This is a genomic window from Methylopila jiangsuensis (assembly GCF_027922305.1).
Lineage (GTDB): Bacteria > Pseudomonadota > Alphaproteobacteria > Rhizobiales > Methylopilaceae > Methylopila > Methylopila jiangsuensis.
The window spans coordinates 856,174-876,877 of sequence record NZ_BSFK01000005.1; the positions used below are offsets into that span (position 1 = coordinate 856,174).

The window sequence follows — 20,704 nt, forward strand, 5'->3', positions numbered from 1 at the left end:
CAATTCCGGCGCCCGCGCTCAGGCCGCCTCGGCGCGCGAAGCCCGCAGGCGCGCCTCCTCGAGCCGCGGGTGATCGGGGGCGATCTCGGCGGCCAGACGGAAGGCGCGTTTGGCGTAGCGATGGTCCATGGCGCCGCCATGGGCGAGAATCAGGTTGACCCAGGGCCCAGCCTCCGTCTGCGGCAGACCGAAGGCGATCTTCAGGAAGCGATGGGCCTCCTCCGGCTGCGCCGCCGCGAAGGCGGCGTCCGCCACGGCCACCGCCGTCTGGACGCGCCGGTTGAAGCGGTAGCCCGCCGCCAGCACGGATAGCGCCTCGCCATGCTCGCCGGCCCGGCCGAGCTGGCGCGCCAGCAGCGCGTGAGCCTCGTAGGACGACGGATTGAGCTGCAGCAGACGGCGAGCCATGCGCAGCGCGGCCTTGCGGTCGCCCCTGGCCTCCAGCCTGTCGAAATAGGGCTTTACCACCGAGCGGAACGCCAGTTTCAGCTCCATGGGCGCGCCGGCCTTCAGGCGCTTCTCGAACATGTCGCTCACGCGCTTCTGGACCTGTCGGCGCATGGTGCCCTTGGCGCTTCTCCGGTCCAGCCGGTGCAGCAGGCCCGACAGGCAGACGAAGCTCGACCGCCGACGGCTGCGGATCTCCGCGTTCAGCGCCGCCATGTCGCCGCCGCCCGCAAGAAAGGCCTGCGCGAAGCCGGACAGAAGATCCATCTCCACCAGCGCCGGCCCCACCGGATGCAGGCTGAACGGAACGCGCACGGCCTCGAACGGCGTCACCGCCCGGATCGCCTCGGCGTGCCGGCGGTCGAAACCGTCGTAAGGGTCATAGGCCACCGCCACGCGGATGTTGGGCGAGGCCGTGTCCTCGTACCGGTAGAGTTCGGGGAGCGTCGGCCAGCGCCTGCGCCATTCGGCCCCGCGGCCGTTGACGGCGAACTGGGGCGACAGCGCCAGCGCCTGATCCGCGCCGACCGCGCGCGCGAACAGCAGCGCCCCGTGTCCGCCCATGCTGGAGCCGTAGGTGGTGACGTGCCGATGGCGGGCGCGCAGCTTCAAGGCCCGGATCGCCTCCAGCGCCGGCTCCATCTCCGGCGTCTGCCACCAGTGATTGCGCTGCGAGATCACATGAACCGCGGAGACGCCGCGACCGGCGAGGAAGGTCTCGGCGTAGCCGCCCACCCGGCGGCTGCGGTCGGAGAACGGCGTGAAGGTGACGGCGACGTCGGCGCTCCCCGGCGCCAGCCGCTCCACCACCACGACGTCCTTGCCCCGATAAAGCTCCCGCCGCTCCTCAGCGCTCACGTCGTCCCCCCTCCTGACCTCACGCAGCGCAGTCTAAGGGCCGACATGGCCGGCCGTCACGGCCTGAGACACTCTGATCGGGAGGGCGCGCAAGCTCGCCCACCAGACGCGCCAAGGTTGTGGCTTCGCGGAGACAGGCCGCCACGATCGCGCGCGCGGCGGCGCCGGCTAAGTAGTTTCCCGCATGCGGACGACCGTCGCGGACGGTAACCGGCTCCGGCTCGTTCTCTTAGCCGGAAACCGTCATGCGATTCGCCGCCCTCGCCCCCATCGCGCTGCTCGGCATGGGTCTGTCCGCCTGCGTCTCCCATCCCCCGATCGTGGAGAACACCGCCCGGGTTCAGCATCTGGAGGTGACGGCTCCGGCGACGGCGAACGCCTCCGGCCACTTCACCGACGCGCTGCGGCTTCGGACGCTGCGGGAATCCACCCGCTACGGCCGGGCGGACGGCGCGCCGAAGCGGCTGCATGTCGTTGTGACGGACCTGCACTACAAGAACCCCGCGATGGCGCTTCTGGTCGGCGACGCCAACCGCGCCAGCGCCAAGGTCACCGTGGTGGACGCGGCGACCGGGCGCAGCCAGGGCGAGTTCGACACCGTCGCCATCGACCAGGCCGCCATCAACGGCATCGCCGGCGCGGTGATCGCGGTGGCGCAGGACCGGCAGGCGGCGGACCTGCGGCTCGCGGACGGGCTGTCGCGCAACGTGATGGAGCGCGTCTACGGCTCGGAGGAGTTCAAGCAGGCCCAGCAGCGCCCCCTCGCCCCGATCGAGGTTCCGGCGGCGCGTCCCGCGGAGCAGCCCGCCCCCGCCACGCCTGCGCCCAAGGCGCCCCGCCGCGCCGAGCCCAAGGTCTCGCTGCTGGCGGAGTGACGGGGCGCTCCGGGGGCGTCGAGGCGCTGCGCCCCCGGACGTTCGTCGACATTGCGGCGCCGCAGCGGGCGCGCTACGCCTCGCCTTGCGTTTGCGAAGGGACGGAGCCGCCTCGACCATGAAGCACATTCTCGACGAGCTCGAAACGCGCCGGGCCACCGCGCGCGCCGGCGGCGGGCAGAAGCGCATCGACGCCCAGCACGCCCGCGGCAAGCTGACCGCGCGCGAGCGGCTCGAGGTGTTCCTCGATCCGGGCTCGTTCGAAGAGTACGACATGTTCGTCGAGCACCGCTCGAACGACTTCGGCATGGAGAAGCAGAAGATCCCCGGCGACGGCGTCGTCACCGGCTGGGGCACGGTCAACGGCCGCAAGGTCTTCGTCTTCGCCAAGGACTTCACGGTGTTCGGCGGCTCGCTCAGCGAGACCCACGCCCTGAAGATCACCAAGATCCAGGACATGGCGATCCGCAACCGGGCGCCCATCATCGGGCTGTTCGACGCCGGCGGCGCGCGCATCCAGGAGGGCGTCGCGGCGCTCGGCGGCTATGGCGAGGTGTTCCAGCGCAACGTGCTGGCCTCGGGCGTCATCCCGCAGATCTCGGTCATCATGGGCCCCTGCGCCGGCGGCGACGTCTACTCCCCGGCCATGACCGACTTCATCTTCATGGTGCGCGACCGCTCCTACATGTTCGTCACCGGCCCGGACGTGGTGAAGACCGTCACCAACGAGACCGTGACCGCGGAGGAGCTGGGCGGCGCCAAGGTGCACACCACCAAGTCGTCCATCGCCGACGGCGCCTATGACAACGACGTCGACGCGCTGATCGAGATGCGCCGCCTGCTGGACTTCCTGCCCGGCAACAACAAGGAGGGCGCGCCCGAGTGGCCGTCCTTCGACGATCCGGAGCGCTACGACGAGTCGCTCGACACGCTGATCCCGGACAACCCGAACAAGCCCTACGACATCAAGGAGCTGATCCTGAAGACGGTCGACGAGGGCGACTTCTTCGAGATCCAGCCGGACTTCGCCCGGAACATCGTCACCGGCTTCGGCCGCATGGACGGCCGCACCGTGGGCTTCGTGGCGAACCAGCCCATGGTGCTCGCCGGCGTGCTGGACTCGGACGCCTCCCGCAAGGCCGCCCGCTTCGTGCGCTTCTGCGACTGCTTCGAGATTCCGATCGTCACCTATGTGGACGTGCCCGGCTTCCTGCCCGGCACGAGCCAGGAGTACGGCGGCCTGATCAAGCACGGCGCCAAGCTGCTGTTCGCCTACGCCGAGGCCACCGTGCCGAAGGTGACGGTCATCACCCGCAAGGCCTTCGGCGGCGCCTATGACGTGATGGCGTCCAAACATCTGCGCGGCGACGTGAACTACGCCTGGCCGACCGCCCAGATCGCGGTCATGGGCGCCAAGGGCGCGGTGGAGATCATCTTCCGCGGCGCGGACGCCGAGGGCATCGCCGCCAAGACCAAGGAGTACGAGGACCATTTCCTCACTCCCTTCGTGGCGGCGGAGCGCGGCTACATCGACGAGGTGATCAAGCCCCGCTCGACCCGCCGACGGGTGGCGCGGGCGCTGGCCATGCTGCGCAACAAGCGGCTCGAGAACCCCTGGAAAAAGCACGACAATATTCCGCTCTGAGCCGGAGACCCTGTTAGTCTCGCGCAAGCGGGACGGCCATGGGGCGGAAGCGATGATGTCATGCGTGTGACGGCGGCGGGCGCGGGCTTGGCCGCCGTCGGTCTTTTGCGCCCCGACGGATGCGACGGAACGGCATGCGCGTTCTGATCGCGGCGGTCGGCACGCTCGGCGACGTGCTGCCCTTCATCGCGCTGGGCCTTGAACTCGAACGGCGGGGCCACGAAGCGACGCTGCTCGCGCCCGCCCCGTTCGAGGCCGCCGTCCGGCGCGCCGGCCTCGCGTTCGAACCGCTGCTGTCGGACAGGGCTTACGCGCGCAGCTTCGGCCATCCCGCCACGTGGCGGCCGGTGCGCGGCGCGCGGCGCATGTTCCGGGCGCTGCCGAAGACCCTCGATCCGGTGTTCCGCGTCGCGGAACGCCACGCGGCCGGCGGCCGGCGGCCGGTGATCGTGGCCTCCACGCTCGCCATCGGCGGGCGGCTCGCCTTCGAGGCGCTGGGCGGCCACCTGATCACGGCGCATCTGTCGCCGAGCGCGCTGCAGAGCCGGTTCGACGCGCCGCGCCTGCCCGGCTTCCCGATCCCGCGGATGCTGCCGCCGGCGCTGAAATGGTGGCTGCAGCTCGGCGCGGACGACCATCTCATCAACCCCGCGACCCTGCCGCGGCTGAACGCCATCCGCGATCGCCTCGGTCTTGGCCGGGTCAACCGTCTGCGGCACTGGTGGAACTCGCCGCAGGCGGTGGCCGCGCTGTTCCCGGACTGGTTCCAGGCGCCGCAGGCGGACTGGCCCGCGCGCACGGTCCAGCTCGGCTTTCCCCGCGTCGGCCATCTGGGCGCCGAGACGGCGGCGCCGGACGACGCGCTGGAGGCGTTTCTCGATGCGGGCGAGGCCCCGGTGGTGGTGACCTTCGGCTCCACCCGCCGGCGCACGGAGACGCTCTACCGCGCCGCGATGATCGCCTGCGCCAGGGCCGGCCAGCGCTGCCTCGCGCTGTCCCGGACGCCGCTCCACATCCCCGCCGAGGCGGCGGGCGCCACCTTCGTCGCGCCCTACGCGCCGCTGGAGCGGGCGCTGCCGCGGGCGCGGGCGCTGATCCACCACGGCGGCGTGGGCACCACGGCGCAGGCCTTCGCCGCCGGCGTTCCCCAGATCGTGGCGCCGCTCGCCTTCGACCAGTTCGACCATGCGGGCCGGGTCGCGGCGCTCGGCTGCGGGCTCTGGTTCCGGCCGGGGCCGTTCGAGGCGCAGCGGCTGCCCCGCGCGCTGGCGCGGCTGCTCGCCTCGGAGACGATCGCGCGGAACGCCGCCGGGATCGCGGAGCGGCAGGCGCAGGCGCCGGACCCGATCGCCGCCCTGAGCGATCTGGTGGAGGCGACCGCCGCGGGCCCGGCGCGGAAACCCCGCCGCAACCTTCCGCCCTACCCTTACGGCCTCAAGGGGTGACGACGCGCGGCGCCGGCCGGCCCTGATACTCCGCCGCCACATGGTCGATGAAGGAGCGGGTCGCCGGCATCAGCCCGCGGCGGGTCGGGAACACCAGATGGATGATCCCGGCGCGCGGCGTCCACTGAGGCAGCAGCTCCACCAGAGCGCCGGACGCGAGGTCGCCGTCCACCACCATGGAGGGCAGCTGCACCGCGCCAAGGCCCGCAAGCGCGGCCTGCCTTAGAGTGATCATGTCCTCGGTGACGAGACGGGGCGCATGGCGGATCGCCGCCGACGCCCCGTCCACGCCGTCGAGACGCCAGTCGTGGTCGCCCTGCCCCCAGCTCCAGGCGAGGCTCGGCAGGCCGGGCAGGTCCGACGGCGAAGGCTGGGCTCCGAGACGCGCCGCGAGCGCCGGCGCCGCCACCAGCCGCTGGGGGCTCGGCCCAAGCTCCCGCATCACCAGCCCGCTGTCCTCCAGCGGCGGAAACCGCACCCGGAACGCCACGTCGAACCCTTCGGCGATCACGTCCACCCGCCGGTTGGTGCTCTCCACATGCACCTCCACCTCCGGGCAGGCCGCCATGTAGCGCACGATCATCTCGCCCACCTGAAACGCCAGCAGCGTCGTCGGGCAGCTCACCCGCACCACCCCGCGCGGCTCCGAGCGGCTGCGGTCGATGGCCTCCTGCGCGGCCTCCGCCTCCACCAGCATGGCGACGCAGTGGCGATGGTACTCCTGCCCGATGTCGGTGACCTGGAACCGCCGCGTGGAGCGCTGGATCAGCCGCACGCCCAGCCGCTCCTCCAGCGCTCCGATACGGCGGCTGAGGCGCGAGCGCGGCATGCCGAGATGACGGGCCGCCGCGGCGAAGCCGCCGTGCTCCACCACCTGCGCGAAGAAGAACAGGTCGTTCAGGTCCTGCATCGGCATTGTCCTACAGATGGGACAGTCCGGTTCATCTAGGCGCCTGTTTCGCTCTTTGTCTCGCCCCTAACTTCTCCATCACCGACGGCGGCCCCGCCGCCCCCGCTTCAGGAGGTCCTCATGAGACAGGTTCTCGGCATCTACCGCGCCCCCCGCCCCCACTGGGTCGGCGACGGCTTCCTCGTGCGCACCGCGCTCTCCCATCACGACCACGGCCAGCACATCAGCCCCTTCATCATGCTGGACCACGCCGGCCCGAACGCCTTCGAGCCCACCACCCAGCGCCGCGGCGTCGGGGCGCATCCGCACAAGGGCTTCGAGACCGTCACCATCGTCTATGACGGCGAGGTCGAGCATCGGGACTCCACCGGCGCGGGCGGCGTGATCGGACCGGGCGACGTGCAGTGGATGACCGCCGGCGACGGCATCGTGCATGCGGAGTTCCACTCGCCCGCCTACGCCGCCAAGGGCGGGCCGTTCGAGATGGCCCAGCTCTGGGTCAACCTGCCGGCCAGGAACAAGTCGGCGGCGCCCGGCTACCAGTCGCTGGCGGCCAGTGACATCCCGTCCGTCGAGCTTCCCGACGGCGCCGGCCGCGTCCGGGTGGTGGCCGGCGCTTACGGAACGGCCAAGGGGCCGGCGCGCACCTTCACGGCCATGGACATCCTGGACGTGCGGCTGAACGCGGGCGGAACCGTCCCGCTCCACATCGCGGACGGCCGCACGCTGGCGGTGGTGGCGCTTGCGGGCTCCGTGAAGATCGACGGCCGCGACGAGTTGCGCGCCGGCGAGACGGCGGTGTTCGCCCGCGACGGCGGGGCGGTGAGCCTCACCGCCGAAACGGACGCCAAGCTGCTGGTCCTGTCCGGCGAGCCCATCGACGAGCCGGTGGTGGCCCATGGCCCGTTCGTCATGAACACGGTGGAGGAGATCCGGCAGGCGATGTCGGACTTCCAGTCCGGCCGTTTCGGCGGCCTCGCCTCCGCGTCCTGACGCGCCCCGTTCCCGCCCCTCGCGCTCCCAAGGCGCGGGGGGCGGCGAAACCCAGAACCAACAACCACAGAAGGGAAAAACGCCGATGACGAAACCCTACGTGCGGCTCGACAAGAGCCAGGCCGCGGTGCTGCTGGTCGATCATCAGACCGGCCTGCTGTCGCTGGTGCGCGACATCGACCCCGACAAGTTCAAGAACAACGTGCTCGCCACCGCGGCGCTGGCCAAGTATTTCAACCTGCCGACCATCCTGACCACCAGCTTCGAGGACGGCCCCAACGGGCCTCTGGTCCCGGAGCTGAAGGAAACCTTCCCCGACGCGCCGTACATCGCCCGCCCCGGCCAGATCAACGCCTGGGACAACGAGGACTTCGTCGCCGCCGTGAAGGCGACGGGTCGGAAGCAGCTCATCATCGCCGGCGTCGTCACGGAGGTCTGCGTGGCGTTCCCGACGCTCTCCGCCATCGAGGCCGGCTTCGACGTCTTCGTCGTCACCGACGCATCCGGCACCTTCAACCCCATCACCCGCGACGCCGCCTGGAGCCGCATGGCGCAGGCCGGCGCGCAGCTGATGACCTGGTTCGGCGTCGCCGGGGAACTGCATCGCGACTGGCGCAATGACATCGAGGGGCTCGGCGGGCTGTTCTCGAACCACATCCCCGACTACCGCAACCTGATGACCGCTTACGCGACCCTGACCCAGGCGCGCTGAGCCGGCGTCTCGCCACGACCAGCGGCCGCGGCGCCTGTCGCGGCCGCGCTTACAGCGCGCGGGAAATTCCGTCGAGCAGGGGAGAGACGCGGGCCTCGCCGATGGTGGTCTCCGACAGCGCGCCGTCCGCGGCCTTCACGAAACGCGTGATCCTCTGGGTCTTACCCGGCCGCCCCACCGGCGCGATCATCACGCCGCCGGGCTTGAGCTGGTTCAGCAGCGCCGAAGGCGGCGCCTCCACCGCGGCGGAGACCACGATGCGGTCGAACGGGGCCTGCGCGGACAGGCCCAGCGCCCCGTCGGCGCAGACGATCTCCACGTTCTTGACCCCGCCCAGCGCCTCCAGCCGCCGCGCGGCCGCGCCGGCGAGGCCGCGCCAGCGCTCCAGGCTCACCACCTTCCGCGCCACGCGGGACAGGATCGCGGTCTGGTAGCCCGAGCCGGTCCCGACCTCGAGCGCCACGTCGCCCTCGCCGGCGCCCAGCGCGTCGATCACCGCGGCGATGTGGGACGGCGCCTCCAGCGTCTGGCCGCAGGCGATGGGCAGCGCCCGGTCCAGATAGGCCGAGCCGTGATGCTCCGAGCGCACGAACAGGGTGCGCGGGATGGTCTCGATCGCCTTCAGGGTGCGGGTGTCGCGCACGCCGCGCGAGCGCAGCTTCAGCACCAGCTCGGCGCGGCGGGTGCGTTCCTGCTCGTCGGGCGCGCCGCCCATGGCGTCAGCGGTCCGCGAAGGCGGCGCGCAGGCCGTCGAACATGGCGTGGTCGGTGAGGTCGATGGAGAGCGGCGTCACCGAGATTTTTCGCGCGCGGATGGCGGCGAGGTCGGTGCCGTCCTCCACCTTGGACTGGGCGCGGCCGAACAGGATCCAGAAATAGGGATTGCCGCGGCCGTCGGAGCGGGCCTCGATCTCCAGCAGGTTCTGGTCGCGCTTGCCCTGCCGGGCGACCTCGACGCCGGTCACCTCCTCAACCTCGCAGCCGGGGAAGTTCACGTTCACCAGCCGGTCGGGGGAGAAGCCCGCCGAGACGATGCGGCGCACCACGTCCGCGCCGTAAGCGCGGGAGGTGGCGTAAGGGTCCGCGATGGCGCGGATGCGGTCGTAGTTCTGCGACAGCGCGATGGACGGCACGCCCAGCAGCGTGCCTTCGATGGCGCCGGCGATGGTGCCGGAATAGGTCACGTCCTCGGCGACGTTCTGGCCGCGGTTGACCCCGGACAGGATCAGGTCCGGCCGCTTGTCCGCCAGCACGTGGCGCACGCCCATGATCACGCAGTCGCTCGGCGTGCCCCGCACCGCGAAGCGCTTGTCGCCGATCTCGCGCAGCCGCAGCGGATCGCTGAGCGAGATGGAATGCGAGGCGCCCGACTGGTCGGTCTCGGGCGCCACGATCCACACGTCGTCGGTGAGCTCCCGCGCGATCTGCTCCAGCGCCTCCAGCCCTTCGGCGTGGATTCCGTCGTCGTTGGTGAGCAGGATTCTCATGGCGCGATGCTCCTCGCCGTCAGGCCCGGCCGATGACGGTCAGCCCGCCCATATAGGGCTGCAGCGCGGCGGGAACGGCGATGGAGCCGTCGTCCTGCTGGTAGTTTTCGAGCACGGCGACCAGCGCGCGCCCGACCGCGACGCCGGAGCCGTTCAGCGTGTGCACGAAGCGCGGCCCCTTGGCGTCGGCCGGGCGGTAGCGCGCGTTCATGCGCCGGGCCTGGAAGTCGCCGCAGACCGAGCAGCTCGAAATCTCACGATAGGCGTTCTGCGCCGGCAGCCAGACCTCGATGTCGTAGGTCTTCTGGGACGAGAAGCCCATGTCGCCGGTGCAGAGCGTGATGGTGCGGAACGGCAGCTCCAGCCGCTTCAGAACCTCTTCGGCGCAACCGAGCATGCGCTCGTGCTCCTCGAGGCTCTTCTCCGGCGTGGTGACGGAGACCAGCTCCACCTTGGTGAACTGGTGCTGGCGGATCAGACCGCGGGTGTCGCGGCCCGCGGCGCCGGCCTCCGCGCGGAAGCAGGGCGTGCCGGCGGTGACGCGCAGCGGCAGCTCGTCCTCGCCCAGAATCTGCTCGCGCACGAGATTGGTCAGCGAGACTTCCGCCGTCGGGATGAGCCAAAGGCGGTCCACGCCTCCCACCGAAGAAATAACTGCCCTTTCTGAAAGGTATCGATTTTCTTGCGTGTCGTCTAAGCCGTGCGCAGCCCGATACTGGGCACCTGCAATTTTGACGGCTTCGTAGAATTCTTCATTTGAAAAGCCCCGACCAGTTTGAAACTGATCGTCTTTAAACTTCGGCAGTTGCGCGGTGCCGAACATGGCCTCGTCGCGCACCAGCAGCGGCGGGGCGATTTCGGTGTAGCCGTGCTCGGTGGTGTGCAGGTCCAGCATGAAGCTGGCGAGCGCCCGCTCCAGCCGCGCCACCTGGCCCTTCAGCACCGCGAAGCGCGCGCCGGACATGCGGGCGGCGGCCTCGAAGTCGATCAGGCCCAGCGCCTCGCCCAGCTCGTAATGGGCCTTGGCGTCGTGGATCGCCCGCGGCTCCCCCACCACGTGGAGCTCCACGTTGGCGGTCTCGTCGGGGCCGTCCGGGACGGCGTCGAGCGGGATGTTGGGGATCTCGGACAGCGCCGCCTGCAGCTCCTGCTCGATGGCGGTCTGCTCGGCCTCCGCCGCCGGCGCGTCCTGCTTGAGCTGCGCCACCTCGGCGATCAGCGCGGCCGCGCGGGCCTCGTCCTTGGCGGCCTTGGCCTGGCCGACCTCCTTGGAGGCGGCGTTGCGGCGCTCCTGCAGCGCCTGCAGCCGGCCGATGACCTCCCGGCGCCGCTCGTCGATGGCGATCAGCCGCGCGCTCTGGGGCGTCAGCCCGCGGCGGGCGAGGCCGCGGTCGAACAGGTCGGGATTGTCCCGGATCAGCCGAATGTCGTGCATGAGGAACCGTCCGGAAATTCTTGATGAAACGTCAGAAAATGCACGGACGCGAGATCAGGTCTCAGTTTCCTTCTCCGCCTCCGCCGTGGCGCGCTTCTTCTCGATCATGCGCACCACCACGATGGACGCCTCGTACAAAAGGATCGTGGGCACGGCAAGAGCGACCTGGCTGATGACGTCCGGCGGCGTCAGCACGGCCGCCACCGCGAACACCACCACGATGGCGTAGCGCCGCTTGTCCGCCAGCCACTTGGCGTCGATGAAGCCCGCGCGCGCCAGCAGCGTCAGGATCACCGGCGTCTGGAAGCAGATGCCGAAGGCGAAGATCAGCGTCATGATGAGCGAGAGATACTCGCTGGTACGGGCGATCAGCTCGATCGAGGCCTTGCCGTCGCCGCCCGCCTGCTGCATCGACAGGAAGAAGCGCATGGCGAGCGGCATGGCCGCGAAATAGACGAAGGCCGCGCCCATCAGGAACAGGATCGGCGTGGCGATCAGGTAGGGCAGGAACGCCGAGCGCTCGTTCCTGTAGAGCCCCGGCGCCACGAACATGTAGATCTGGTTCGCCACGATCGGGAACGAGATGAAGCCCGCGCCGAACATGGCGAGCTTGATCTGGGTGATGAAATACTCCTGCGGCGCCGTGTACTGCAGCCGGATCGCCTCCGCCGAGCCGGCGGCGATCTCGTAGGGCACGAGCAGGATGTTGAAGATGTGCCCCGCCACCGAGAAGCACAGCGCGAAGGCGACCGCGAAGGCGAGGATCGACTTGATCAGCCGCGAGCGCAGCTCGATCAGGTGCTCGATGAGCGGCGCCTTGGTGCTGTCGATGTCTTGCTGAGTCACGATGCGGCGCCCGGCTTGTCGGAAGCGGTGGAGGCGGCGGGAGACGCGGAGCCGGGCGCGGCTTCGGCCGGCGCGGGAACGGCCGGCGCGGCGTCCGCCGAGACGTTCTCCGGTCCCGCTTCAGGCGCGGGAGGCGCGAGCGCGGAGGGAACGCCCTCCTCCGCCGGCGCGGCCGCAGGGCCGTCGCCCGCCAGCGCCGAAGGGGCGCTGTCGGCGGGTTTGCCGTCGATGGCCTTGCGCAGCTCGTCGCGCGCCAGGGCCATGGGATCGCCGCCCATGGCCTTGGAGGCCACGTCCTTGAGGCCCGAGACCTCCTTGCGCAGTTCGTCGAGCTCCGCCTCGCGCATGGCGTCGTTGAACTGGGTCTGGAACTCGCCGGCCATGCGCCGCACGGTGGCGACCATGCGGCCCACGTTGCGCAGCAGGCCGGGCAGGTCCCGCGGGCCGACGACGACCAGCGCCACCACGGCGACGATCAGGAATTCGGACCAGGCGATATCGAACATGGACGCACGTCCCTGCAAAGGCGCGGGCGCTCGCCGCGCCGCGCCCGAAGCGCCGCGGACGGCGCCGGTCGCTTAGGACTTGTGAACGTCGTTCGCGCCCACGCCGGTGCGCGCCTGCGCGTCCTGGCGGTGCTCGATGGTCTGGCCGCCGCGGTTCTGCGACATGCCCTCGGCCACGTCGTCGTCCTCGGCCAGACCCTTCTTGAAGCTCTTGATGCCCTTGGCCATGTCGCCCATCAGCTCCGAGATCTTGCCGCGGCCGAACAGCAGCAGGACGAGCACGGCGACGACCAACCAGTGCGTGAGGCTCATGGACGCTTATCCTCGATCGAACGGGCGAAGGCGGCGCCCGTCGCGACCGCCACGGCTTCGCCGCTTGGTCCGGAACCTAGGTCTCGCGCGCGGCGAACACAAGACTTTCGGTCGGGTCCAGCGTCACGCGGACGTCAGAATCGGGCGCCGGCGCCACGCCGGGACGCAGCCGCGCCCGCAAAGGCTGACTTAGACCTTCGACGGAGAGCTCCACGCGCTCGGCGCCGCCCACGAAGCGGCGAGACAGCGCCCGCCCGGCGGCGCCTTCGCCCGTGGGCGCGATTCGCACGCCCTCGGGACGCAGCGCCACGATCGCCGGCCCGTCCGGGAGGGCCGGCGCCGGCACGCGCCCCAGCGCGCAGAGCGCCTGCCCGTCCCGCACCTCCGCCTCCAGTTCGTTCAGCTCGGAAAAGAAGCGGGCGGCGTAGAGGGTGTCCGGGGCGCGGTAGAGCGTTTCCGGCGCCGCGCGCTGGATGACCCGCCCGCGCCGCAGCAGCACGATCTCGTCGGCGACCAGCATGGCCTCCTCCGGGTCGTGGGTCACGATCACGGCGGTGGCGCCCACGTCCTTTAGGATGGCCAGAGCGTCGTCGCGCACCCGGTCGCGCAGGCGGCGGTCCAGCCCGGAGAACGGCTCGTCCATCAGCAGCGCGCCGGGCCGGGGCGCGACGGCGCGGGCGAGCGCGGCGCGCTGCTGCTCGCCGCCGGAGAGTTCGCCCGGCAGCCGGTCCGCATAGGCGCCGAGGCCGACGCGCCTAAGCTCCGCGCGGGCGATCGCCTCCGCCTCCTTCCGCGGCAGGCCCTTGAGGCCGAAGGCGACGTTGCGCAGCAGGGTCATGTGCGGGAACAGCGCGAAATCCTGGAACATCAGCCCCACGCCGCGCTTTTCCGGCGCCACGAAGACGCCCGGTCCGGCGACGGTCCGCCCGCCGAGCCGGACCTCGCCGCGGGACGGCCGCTCCACCCCCGCCGCGACGCGCAAGATGGTGGTCTTGCCCGAGCCGGATTCGCCCAGCAGCGCCGTCACCCCGCCGGCCGGAACCTCGAACGAGACGTCCTGAACCGCGAGCGCCTCGCCATGGGACAGCCAGACGCCGTCGAACGCGAGGGACAGCGCGCGCGCAGGCTCCGCCGAGGGCGCGTCGTTCCGGCGCAGCGTCATGGCGCGGCGTCTCCATCGTCGTCGGGGGACAGCGCCTCGAACGGATCGCCCTCCCCGAGCGGCTCCTCGTCGGGCGCCAGCGCGCCGTCGTCCCGCGGCGCCGGCAGGTCGAGCCCCGGCGGAAGCCGTCCGTCCAGCAGCCCGGCGCCTTTCAGCTCCTCCAGCCCCGGAAGGTCGGAGACGCTCTCCAGCGCGAAATGATCGAGAAAGCCGGTGGCGGTGCCGAAGGTGACGGGACGCCCCGGCGCCTTGCGGCGGCCGCGCAGGCGGATGAAGCCGGCCTCCAGCAGCGTCTCCAGCGTGCCGCGGGAGGTGGCGACGCCGCGGATCTCCTCGATCTCGGCCCGGGTCGCGGGCTGGTGATAGGCGATGATGGCGAGGGTCTCGATGGCGGCGCGGGACAGCTTGCGCGGCTCCCGCGCCTCCGCCGACAGCGCCGCGGCCATGTCGGGCGCGGTGCGGAACGCCCAGGCCTCGCCCACCCGGACCAGATTGACGCCCCGCCCGGCGTAATGCTGGACGAGCACCCGGAGCGCCAGCGCCACGTCGGTCCCGTGCGGCAGGCGCGCGGCGAGCGCCTTTTCCGTGAGCGGCTCCGGCGCCGCGAACAGCGAGGCCTCCAGAACGCGCAGCGCGTAAGCCGGCGCCCGCGCCGCCTCCTCCGCGCTCACGCGGCCGTCGAACCCCTCGACGGGGAAAAACGGTTCGTCGCGCCCGCTCACCGCCGAAACCGCTTCGACGGAACGTCCGGGTCCGGCGCGAGCGGCAGAGCGCCGCGCAGGTACAGCGGCCCGAAGGCCCGCTCCTGCCGCAGCTCCAGCCGCCCCTCCCGCGCCAGCTCCAGCGAGGCGCCGAGGCTGGAGGCCAGAACGGTGGCGCGCATTTCCGGCGTCATGTAGCGCAGCATCAGGGCGTCGAGCCGGGCCCAGTCCGCGCTGCGGCCCACCAGCCGCTGCAGCGCCTCCCGCGCCTCGGCCAGCGTCCAGGTGGGTCGGCGCGCCACGGTGTGGGCGGTCTTCAGCGTCTTCATCCGCAGCCGGACGTAAGAGGTCAGCAGGTCGTAGAGCGAGGCGGTCCAGAGCGGGGCGCCGGCCGCGCCCTGCGGATCGGCCGCGCCGCGGGCGAAGCGGTCCTGCCCCAGACGCGGGCGCGCGGTCAGCGCCTCGCCGGCGCGGCGCATGGCCTCGAGCCGGCGCAGGCGGAAGGCGAGCGCGGCGGCCACCATCTCAGGCGGCGGCTCGTCGCCGTCGGGCTCCTTCGGATCGGGCGCCAGCAGGCGGGATTTCAGATAGGCGAGCCAGGCGGCCATCACCAGATAATCCGCCGCGAGGTCGAACCGCTCCGCCCGCGCCGCCTCCACGAAGGCGAGATACTGCTCGGCGAGCGCCAGAATGGAGATGCGGGCGAGGTCCACCTTCTGCCGCCGGGCGAGATCGAGCAGCAGGTCGAGCGGCCCCTCGAAGCCGTCCAGATCCACCACGAACGCGGGGCCTTCGGCTTCCGCGCCGGCGTCGGCCTCGAACGGGGCCTTAAGCGCCGGATCGCCTGGGGACGCGGCCATGGACGTGGTGGTCTCCGGCGGCGTCAGGCGGTGGGCAGCCGTCCCAGCAGGGCGTCGCGCCGGGCCGCAAGCTCGGCCACGTCCGACGCGCCCGGGCTGGCGATCAGGCCGAGCGCGCGCTCCGCACGCTCCAGGGCGCGCCCCTCCAGCCGCGGCGCCGCAGCCGCGACCTCGACCATTTCGCCCATGTCGCCGTTGCAATGCAAGGCGATGTCGCACCCGGCGGCGAGCGCCGCCCCGGCGCTGGCGCCCACCGGGCCGGACAGCGCCTTCATGGACAGGTCGTCGGACATCAGCAGCCCGTCGAAGCCGATATGGCCGCGCACGATCTCGCCCAGCACCACCGGCGACAGCGTGGCGGGGCGTTCGGCGTCGATCGCCTCGAACACGATGTGGCCGGTCATGCCGAGCGGCATGTGGGCGAGGGCCCGGAACGGCGCGAAGTCGGTCGCCTCCAGCGTGGCGCGGTCGGCGGCCACGGTCGGAAGGTGGTGGTGGCTGTCCACGGTGGCGCGGCCATGGCCGGGCATGTGCTTGATCACCGGCAGCACGCCGGCGGCGAGCGCCCCCTCGCACACCGCCCGGCCGAGCGCCGAAACGGTCTCGGCGCGCTCGGCGTAGGCCCGGTCTCCGATGGCGTCGGTCATGCCCGCCGCCGGCAGGTCGAGCACCGGCAGGCAGTCCACCGTGATCCCGAGCGCCGCCAGTTCCGCCGCCATGAGCTGCGCGCCGGTCCGGGCCGCCTCCAGGGCGGCGTCCGGGTCGAGCGCGTGGAGCGCGCCATAGGCGCGGGCGGGCGGATGGTCGAGGGCGAGCGGCGGCCGGAGGCGGCGCACGCGGCCTCCCTCCTGGTCGATCAGCACGGGCGCGTCGGCGCGGCCGACCGCCTCGCGGAAGTCGGCGACCAGCGCCCTGATCTGCTCGTGGGCGGAGATGTTGCGGCCGAACAGGATCAGCCCCCACGGCTCCGCGTCGCGGAAGAAGACGCGCTCGTCAGGAGTGAGCGCGAGGCCGGAGCAGCCGGACACGAAGGCGCGGGCGGGCATGGTCTGAGGCTCGCGAAGACAGACGGCGGCCGCGCGGGGAGACGCGCGCGGCCGCCGGGAAGAGGGATCAGTTGCGGGAGACCACGCAGTCGCCGCCGGCGGCGCGGAGCGAGCCGCAGACGCTGGAGGCCTGGGTCCCGTCGGCGAAGGGGCCGACGCGCACGCGGTAATAGGTGCCGCGGTCGCCCAGATTGGCCGGCTGGATGCTGGCGGAGTAGGAGCCGAGCACCTGCGGGTACTTGCGCTGGAGCGCGGCGTAGGCCGCGCGGGCGTCCGCCTCGGAGCGCTGGGAGGTGACCTGCACCACGAAGCCGCCGGAGCGCGTGGTCGTCGCGGGCGCGGCGGGCGCCGGCTGGCGCGGGGCCGCGGCCTGGGCCACCTGCTGCTCGCGCGGCTGGGTCGGCTGGGCCTGCTGCGGGGCCGGCCGCACGGCCGGCGCGGGGCGCGGCTGGGGCGCGCTGGCCTGGGCGCGGGGCGTCTCCGCCGGTTCGCGGGCGGGCGCCGCGCCGGTGCGCTCGTCGCCGTCGCCCATGATGCCGTTGGCGAATTCGCTCGCCGGAGGCTCTTCACGCGCCGCGGCCGGCGCCTGAGCCTGGGCGTCCGGGTTCTGGCCGTAGTAGGAGTCGGGGCGGATCTCCACCGTCTTCACCCGGCGGGGCTCGCTGCCCATGGTGCTGGGGGGCGTGGGCTCCACCGCCGCCGGCCCGCCCGGCAGGATGACGCGGGCGCTGTCGGAATTGGCGGACGGCGGCGTGCCGGCCGGAAGCTCCACCGGCTCCTCCTCGCGCGACACCACGGTCGACTTCGGCGGCGCTTCGGGGTTCACCCGGTCGTAGATCTGCTTGTTCTGGTGCGGAACCTCGGCGCCGCCGGGGTTCTCCGGCACGGTCTTCACCGGCTCGGTCTCGGCCTTGATCAGCGGGGGCTCGCCGCTCCCGCCGCCGCCCATGCTGCGATAGGCGAGCGCGCCGGCGCCGCCGATGAGCGCCACGCCCAGCACCGCCGCGACCATGGTGAGCCCGCCGCGCCCGCCGCCGATGCGGCGGCGTTCGGCGCGCTCGTCATAGACCGGCTGGCCGTACTCGTCGTAGCCGTAAGCCTCGTCCGGATTCGGCGCGTAGGCGCGCGGATCGTACGGCTGCTCCTCGGGCTTCTGCGGATCGAGATAGTAGTAGTCGGCGTCCGGCTCGTAGTGGTGGCCGCCGCGCAGGTTCAGGCCGTCGTCGGACTGCGCGTAGAGTTCGGGATCGGCGGACGCCGGGTCGCGTCGCGCTGCCTGGGTCTTCATGTTTCGGCCTCCGAGAGCCTGGCGGGCGGTCGCCAAGATGGCCGCCGCCCGCCGCCGCAAAGCCGCGGAGGGTCAGCGCATCTCGTCGGGAGCCGCCACGCCCAAGATACCAAGTCCCGCCGCCAGCACCAGCGCCAGCGCCCGGACCAACGCCAGTCGGGCTTGGGACAACAATGGATTGTTTTCCATAATGAAGCGTAAATCAGGCGCCGCGCCGCGATTGTAGTGGGTGTGGAAGTCGCTCGCGAGATCGTGCAGATAGAACGCCACCCGATGGGGCTGGCGCGCCTGCGCCGCCTGCTCCACCACCCGCGGCCACTGGGCGAGGCGCTTCACCAGCGCCAGTTCGCCCTCGTCCTTCAGCAGCGACAGGTCCGGCGCGCCGGCCGCGTCCGGGAACGCCTCCGCGCCCTTGCGCAGGATCGACTGCGCCCGGGCGTGGGCGTACTGGACGTAGAACACCGGGTTGTCGCGCGACTGCTCCGTCACCTTGGCGAAGTCGAAATCCAGCACCGCGTCGTTGGAGCGGAACAGCATCATGAAGCGGACGGCGTCGCGGCCGACCTCGTCCACCACGTCCCGCAGCGTCACGAAGCTGCCGGCCCGCTTCGACATGCGCACCGGCTCGCCCGCCCGGAACAGGCGCACCAGCTGGCACAGCTCCACGGTGACGCGCGCGGTCCCGTTGGAGAGCGCGTGGCCCACCGCCTGCAGGCGCTTCACGTAGCCGCCGTGATCGGCGCCCAGCACGAACACCATCTCCCGGAAGCCGCGCTCGAACTTGGAGCGGAAATAGGCCACGTCGCCGGCGAAATAGGTGTAGGAGCCGTCGGACTTCGCCAGCGGACGGTCGATGTCGTCGCCGAAGTCGGTGGCGCGGAACAGGGTCTGCTCGCGCTCCTCCCAGTCCTCGGGGAGTTCGCCCTTGGGCGGCGGCAGGCTGCCCTGGTAGACGAGGCCGCGCTCGCGCAATTCCGCCACCGTCTTCTCGATCTCGCCGCCGTCGCCGTGCAGCGTGCGCTCGGAGAAGAACACGTCGTGGCGGATGTTGAGCGCCGCGAGGTCGTCGCGGATCATGGCCATCATGGCGTCGATCGCCGCATCCCGGACCAGCGGCAGCCATTCGGACTCCGGCCTGTCCTTCAGCGCCGGGCCGTGTTGCGCGGCGAGCGCCTCGCCCACGGGCTTGAGGTAGTCGCCGGGATAAAGCCCCTCCGGGATGGCGCCGACGTCCTCGCCCAGCGCCTCGCGGTAGCGCAGGAAGGCGGAGCGGGCCAGCACGTCCACCTGGGCGCCGGCGTCGTTGATGTAGTACTCGCGGGTCACGTCCTCGCCGGAGAAGGCGAGCAGGTTGGCGAGGGAATCCCCGAACACCGCGCCGCGGCAGTGGCCCACATGCATAGGACCGGTGGGGTTGGCGGAGACGTACTCCACGTTCACCTTCACGCCCGGCCGCTCAGGCGGACGGCCGAAGGCGCCGCCCTGCTCCAGCACGGCGGCGAGCACGCGGGTCAGATAGGCTTCCGTCAGCGCGATGTTGACGAAGCCCGGGCCCGCGACCGTCACGGCGGCCACGTCCGGGTCCTGCTCCAGCCGCTTCGCGATCTTCTCCGCCAGATCGCGCGGCTTCAGGCCGAGATCCTTCGACAGCACCATGGCGGCGTTGGTGGCGAGATCGCCGTGGCTCGGGTCGCGGGGCGGCTCCACCACCACGCGGGTCAGGTCCGGCGCGCGCGCGATGGCGCCCTCGGCGGCGAGAGCTTCGAGAGCGGCGCCGAGACGCGCGGCGAAATCGGAGAACATGTTCATATGCGGCGGGCCCTTGGGAAGGCTTCGGCGGCTAACGCAAATCCGGTGTGGCGTCAAACAGCCGGCGGTGCTCGTCGAGCGCGTAGCGGTCGGTCATGCCGGCGATGAAATCGGCGATGGCGCGCATCCGGCGCGGCGCGTCGAGGCTCGAGACCTCCCGCGCCCACTCCCCCGGCAGGGCGGCGAGATCGGCCGCGTAGGCGCCGAACAGATCGTCCAGCACCCGCCGGGCGTCCGCCATCACGCCGTCCACCCACGGGTGGCGGTACATGCGGCGGGTGAGGAAGCGCTTCACCTCCCTCTCCGCCTGCGTCATCGCAGGCGAAAAGGCGACGACCGCGTGGCCGGCGTCCCGCACGGCGTCGACGCTTACGCGCGCGAGCGCCTCCAGCCGGCGGGCGCTCTCGGCGATGGCGTCCTCCACCAGCCGGGTGATCACCCGGCGCACCACCTCATGCACGGTCCGCGCCTCGTCGAGGCCCGGATGGCGGGCGCGCACCTCGCTCAGGATGTCGGCGAGAAGCGGCGCCTCGGCGAGATCGTCCAGCGCGAACAGCCCGGCGCGCAAGCCGTCGTCCACGTCGTGGGCGTCGTAGGCGATGTCGTCGGCGATGGCCGCGGCCTGCGCCTCGGCGCTCGCATGGGTGTGGAGCCCGAGATCGTGCCGCGCGCCATATTCGAGGATCGCGACCGGCAGCGTCTTCCCGGCGTAGGAGCCTGCGGCCTCGCCGTCCAGCCCGAGCAGCGGCCCGTTGTGCTTCACCACCCCCTCCAGCGACTCGAAGGTGAGGTTCAGCCCGTCGTAATCCGCATAGCGGCGCTCCAGCCTGGTCAGCACACGGAGCGACTGGGCGTTGTGGTCGAAGCCGCCGAAGCCCGCCATGCAGGCGTCGAGCGCGCGCTCGCCCGCATGGCCGAACGGCGTGTGGCCGAGATCGTGCGACAGCGCCACCGTCTCGGCGAGATCCTCGTCGAGGCCGAGCGCGCGGGCGATGGAGCGGGCGATCTGCGCCACCTCCAGCGTGTGGGTCAGCCGCGTCCGGTAGTGGTCGCCCTCGTGATAGACGAACACCTGGGTCTTGTGCTTCAGCCGCCGGAAGGCGCTGGAGTGCAGCACCCGGTCCCGGTCGCGCTGGAAATCGGTGCGGGTCGGGCTTGCGGGCTCGGGGATCAGCCGCCCCCGGCCGCGGGTGGGATCGGCGGCGTAAGGCGCGCGCGGGCGCAGGATCCAGGCCGTCACGTCCATGCGTCACGCCGCAGCCCCATGAGGCCGCCCCTTCCCGCGTTGACCCTGCGCCGGGGCGTGCTTACCTCTTGGACCGAGACCCGCGCAACCGTCGGCGCCACGCCGCGCGGTTGGCGCGCCA

Annotated in this window: 20 protein-coding genes; 5 read left to right on the top strand and 15 right to left on the bottom strand. The window is 71.9% G+C overall.

Going from position 1 to position 20,704, the window contains the following annotated elements:
- Window positions 1-18 precede the first annotated feature (18 nt).
- The gene (locus PKE85_RS05540) at window positions 19-1,305 is read right to left on the bottom strand and encodes a tetratricopeptide repeat protein (protein ID WP_271203776.1); all 1,287 of its coding nucleotides are present in this window, start codon (window positions 1,303-1,305) and stop codon (window positions 19-21) included.
- Window positions 1,306-1,550: 245 nt separating this feature from the next.
- On the opposite strand from PKE85_RS05540, the gene PKE85_RS05545 reads away from it, so the two are divergent.
- The 3 genes from PKE85_RS05545 to PKE85_RS05555 all read left to right on the top strand — a co-directional run bounded on the left by PKE85_RS05545 (window position 1,551) and on the right by PKE85_RS05555 (window position 5,270).
- Window positions 1,551-2,180, top strand: coding sequence for a hypothetical protein (locus PKE85_RS05545; protein WP_271203777.1), 630 nt, complete (start codon window positions 1,551-1,553; stop codon window positions 2,178-2,180).
- Between the two features lie 118 nt (window positions 2,181-2,298).
- Window positions 2,299-3,825, top strand: a complete 1,527-nt coding sequence (locus PKE85_RS05550) for an acyl-CoA carboxylase subunit beta (protein ID WP_271203778.1) — start codon at window positions 2,299-2,301, stop codon at window positions 3,823-3,825.
- 134 nt (window positions 3,826-3,959) lie between these two features.
- Window positions 3,960-5,270 (top strand): glycosyltransferase, encoded by a 1,311-nt coding sequence (locus PKE85_RS05555; protein ID WP_271203779.1) that lies wholly within the window; start codon window positions 3,960-3,962, stop codon window positions 5,268-5,270.
- On the opposite strand, the gene PKE85_RS05560 is transcribed toward PKE85_RS05555, so the two are convergent.
- Window positions 5,260-6,180 (bottom strand): LysR substrate-binding domain-containing protein, encoded by a 921-nt coding sequence (locus PKE85_RS05560; RefSeq protein WP_271203780.1) that lies wholly within the window; start codon window positions 6,178-6,180, stop codon window positions 5,260-5,262. The genes PKE85_RS05555 and PKE85_RS05560 overlap by 11 nt on opposite strands.
- A gap of 120 nt (window positions 6,181-6,300) precedes the next feature.
- On the opposite strand from PKE85_RS05560, the gene PKE85_RS05565 reads away from it, so the two are divergent.
- On the top strand, window positions 6,301-7,173 hold the full coding sequence (locus tag PKE85_RS05565) for a pirin family protein (RefSeq protein WP_271203781.1): 873 nt from the start codon (window positions 6,301-6,303) through the stop codon (window positions 7,171-7,173).
- A gap of 85 nt (window positions 7,174-7,258) precedes the next feature.
- Window positions 7,259-7,885, top strand: coding sequence for an isochorismate family cysteine hydrolase YcaC (gene ycaC, locus PKE85_RS05570; protein WP_271203782.1), 627 nt, complete (start codon window positions 7,259-7,261; stop codon window positions 7,883-7,885).
- A 49-nt stretch (window positions 7,886-7,934) separates the two neighbouring features.
- Here ycaC and PKE85_RS05575 read toward each other — a convergent pair whose 3' ends face one another.
- From PKE85_RS05575 to PKE85_RS05635, 13 genes are all read right to left on the bottom strand, one after another.
- On the bottom strand, window positions 7,935-8,600 hold the full coding sequence (locus tag PKE85_RS05575; protein ID WP_271203783.1) for a protein-L-isoaspartate(D-aspartate) O-methyltransferase: 666 nt from the start codon (window positions 8,598-8,600) through the stop codon (window positions 7,935-7,937).
- Between the two features lie 4 nt (window positions 8,601-8,604).
- Window positions 8,605-9,372 carry a 5'/3'-nucleotidase SurE gene (surE, locus tag PKE85_RS05580; RefSeq protein WP_271203784.1) on the bottom strand — a complete coding sequence of 256 codons (768 nt, stop codon included), beginning with the start codon at window positions 9,370-9,372 and terminating at the stop codon, window positions 8,605-8,607.
- A gap of 19 nt (window positions 9,373-9,391) precedes the next feature.
- Entirely contained in the window at window positions 9,392-10,807 is a 1,416-nt protein-coding gene (gene serS / locus PKE85_RS05585; RefSeq protein ID WP_271203785.1) for a serine--tRNA ligase, read from the bottom strand.
- A 54-nt stretch (window positions 10,808-10,861) separates the two neighbouring features.
- A complete protein-coding gene (gene tatC, locus PKE85_RS05590) occupies window positions 10,862-11,653 on the bottom strand; it encodes a twin-arginine translocase subunit TatC (protein ID WP_271203786.1) in 792 nt (263 codons plus the stop codon).
- Window positions 11,650-12,159, bottom strand: a complete 510-nt coding sequence (gene tatB / locus PKE85_RS05595) for a Sec-independent protein translocase protein TatB (protein ID WP_271203787.1) — start codon at window positions 12,157-12,159, stop codon at window positions 11,650-11,652. The genes tatC and tatB overlap by 4 nt, the downstream gene beginning before the upstream one ends.
- 72 nt (window positions 12,160-12,231) lie before the next feature.
- Entirely contained in the window at window positions 12,232-12,471 is a 240-nt protein-coding gene (locus PKE85_RS05600) for a twin-arginine translocase TatA/TatE family subunit (RefSeq protein ID WP_271203788.1), read from the bottom strand.
- A 76-nt stretch (window positions 12,472-12,547) separates the two neighbouring features.
- Window positions 12,548-13,633 (bottom strand): ABC transporter ATP-binding protein, encoded by a 1,086-nt coding sequence (locus tag PKE85_RS05605; RefSeq protein ID WP_271203789.1) that lies wholly within the window; start codon window positions 13,631-13,633, stop codon window positions 12,548-12,550.
- Window positions 13,630-14,355 carry an SMC-Scp complex subunit ScpB gene (scpB, locus tag PKE85_RS05610; RefSeq protein WP_271203790.1) on the bottom strand — a complete coding sequence of 242 codons (726 nt, stop codon included), beginning with the start codon at window positions 14,353-14,355 and terminating at the stop codon, window positions 13,630-13,632. Before scpB ends, PKE85_RS05605 begins: the two co-directional genes overlap by 4 nt.
- The gene (locus PKE85_RS05615; protein WP_271203791.1) at window positions 14,352-15,194 is read right to left on the bottom strand and encodes a segregation and condensation protein A; all 843 of its coding nucleotides are present in this window, start codon (window positions 15,192-15,194) and stop codon (window positions 14,352-14,354) included. Before PKE85_RS05615 ends, scpB begins: the two co-directional genes overlap by 4 nt.
- 23 nt (window positions 15,195-15,217) lie before the next feature.
- Window positions 15,218-16,240 carry a beta-N-acetylhexosaminidase gene (nagZ, locus tag PKE85_RS05620; RefSeq protein ID WP_271203792.1) on the bottom strand — a complete coding sequence of 341 codons (1,023 nt, stop codon included), beginning with the start codon at window positions 16,238-16,240 and terminating at the stop codon, window positions 15,218-15,220.
- A gap of 67 nt (window positions 16,241-16,307) precedes the next feature.
- Window positions 16,308-17,528 carry an SPOR domain-containing protein gene (locus PKE85_RS05625; protein ID WP_271203793.1) on the bottom strand — a complete coding sequence of 407 codons (1,221 nt, stop codon included), beginning with the start codon at window positions 17,526-17,528 and terminating at the stop codon, window positions 16,308-16,310.
- Window positions 17,529-17,600: 72 nt separating this feature from the next.
- Window positions 17,601-19,337 (bottom strand): arginine--tRNA ligase, encoded by a 1,737-nt coding sequence (gene argS / locus PKE85_RS05630; protein ID WP_271203794.1) that lies wholly within the window; start codon window positions 19,335-19,337, stop codon window positions 17,601-17,603.
- A gap of 31 nt (window positions 19,338-19,368) precedes the next feature.
- Window positions 19,369-20,583: a deoxyguanosinetriphosphate triphosphohydrolase gene (locus PKE85_RS05635; protein ID WP_271203795.1), complete on the bottom strand. Its 1,215-nt coding sequence runs from the start codon at window positions 20,581-20,583 to the stop codon at window positions 19,369-19,371.
- Window positions 20,584-20,704: the final 121 nt, after the last annotated feature.

Excerpts from the sequence above, each read along its gene's own strand:
- tatB (WP_271203787.1), bottom strand. The coding sequence starts at position 12,159 with ATGTTCGATATCGCCTGGTCCGAATTCCTGATCGTCGCCGTGGTGGCG.
- serS (WP_271203785.1), bottom strand. The coding sequence starts at position 10,807 with ATGCACGACATTCGGCTGATCCGGGACAATCCCGACCTGTTCGACCGC.
- PKE85_RS05635 (WP_271203795.1), bottom strand. The coding sequence starts at position 20,583 with ATGGACGTGACGGCCTGGATCCTGCGCCCGCGCGCGCCTTACGCCGCC.
- ycaC (WP_271203782.1), top strand. The coding sequence starts at position 7,259 with ATGACGAAACCCTACGTGCGGCTCGACAAGAGCCAGGCCGCGGTGCTG.
- PKE85_RS05545 (WP_271203777.1), top strand. The coding sequence starts at position 1,551 with ATGCGATTCGCCGCCCTCGCCCCCATCGCGCTGCTCGGCATGGGTCTG.
- nagZ (WP_271203792.1), bottom strand. The coding sequence starts at position 16,240 with ATGCCCGCCCGCGCCTTCGTGTCCGGCTGCTCCGGCCTCGCGCTCACT.
- PKE85_RS05565 (WP_271203781.1), top strand. The coding sequence starts at position 6,301 with ATGAGACAGGTTCTCGGCATCTACCGCGCCCCCCGCCCCCACTGGGTC.
- PKE85_RS05575 (WP_271203783.1), bottom strand. The coding sequence starts at position 8,600 with ATGGGCGGCGCGCCCGACGAGCAGGAACGCACCCGCCGCGCCGAGCTG.
- PKE85_RS05550 (WP_271203778.1), top strand. The coding sequence starts at position 2,299 with ATGAAGCACATTCTCGACGAGCTCGAAACGCGCCGGGCCACCGCGCGC.
- PKE85_RS05555 (WP_271203779.1), top strand. The coding sequence starts at position 3,960 with ATGCGCGTTCTGATCGCGGCGGTCGGCACGCTCGGCGACGTGCTGCCC.
- argS (WP_271203794.1), bottom strand. The coding sequence starts at position 19,337 with ATGAACATGTTCTCCGATTTCGCCGCGCGTCTCGGCGCCGCTCTCGAA.
- PKE85_RS05560 (WP_271203780.1), bottom strand. The coding sequence starts at position 6,180 with ATGCAGGACCTGAACGACCTGTTCTTCTTCGCGCAGGTGGTGGAGCAC.
- PKE85_RS05605 (WP_271203789.1), bottom strand. The coding sequence starts at position 13,633 with ATGACGCTGCGCCGGAACGACGCGCCCTCGGCGGAGCCTGCGCGCGCG.
- PKE85_RS05600 (WP_271203788.1), bottom strand. The coding sequence starts at position 12,471 with ATGAGCCTCACGCACTGGTTGGTCGTCGCCGTGCTCGTCCTGCTGCTG.
- surE (WP_271203784.1), bottom strand. The coding sequence starts at position 9,372 with ATGAGAATCCTGCTCACCAACGACGACGGAATCCACGCCGAAGGGCTG.
- PKE85_RS05615 (WP_271203791.1), bottom strand. The coding sequence starts at position 15,194 with ATGGCCGCGTCCCCAGGCGATCCGGCGCTTAAGGCCCCGTTCGAGGCC.
- PKE85_RS05625 (WP_271203793.1), bottom strand. The coding sequence starts at position 17,528 with ATGAAGACCCAGGCAGCGCGACGCGACCCGGCGTCCGCCGATCCCGAA.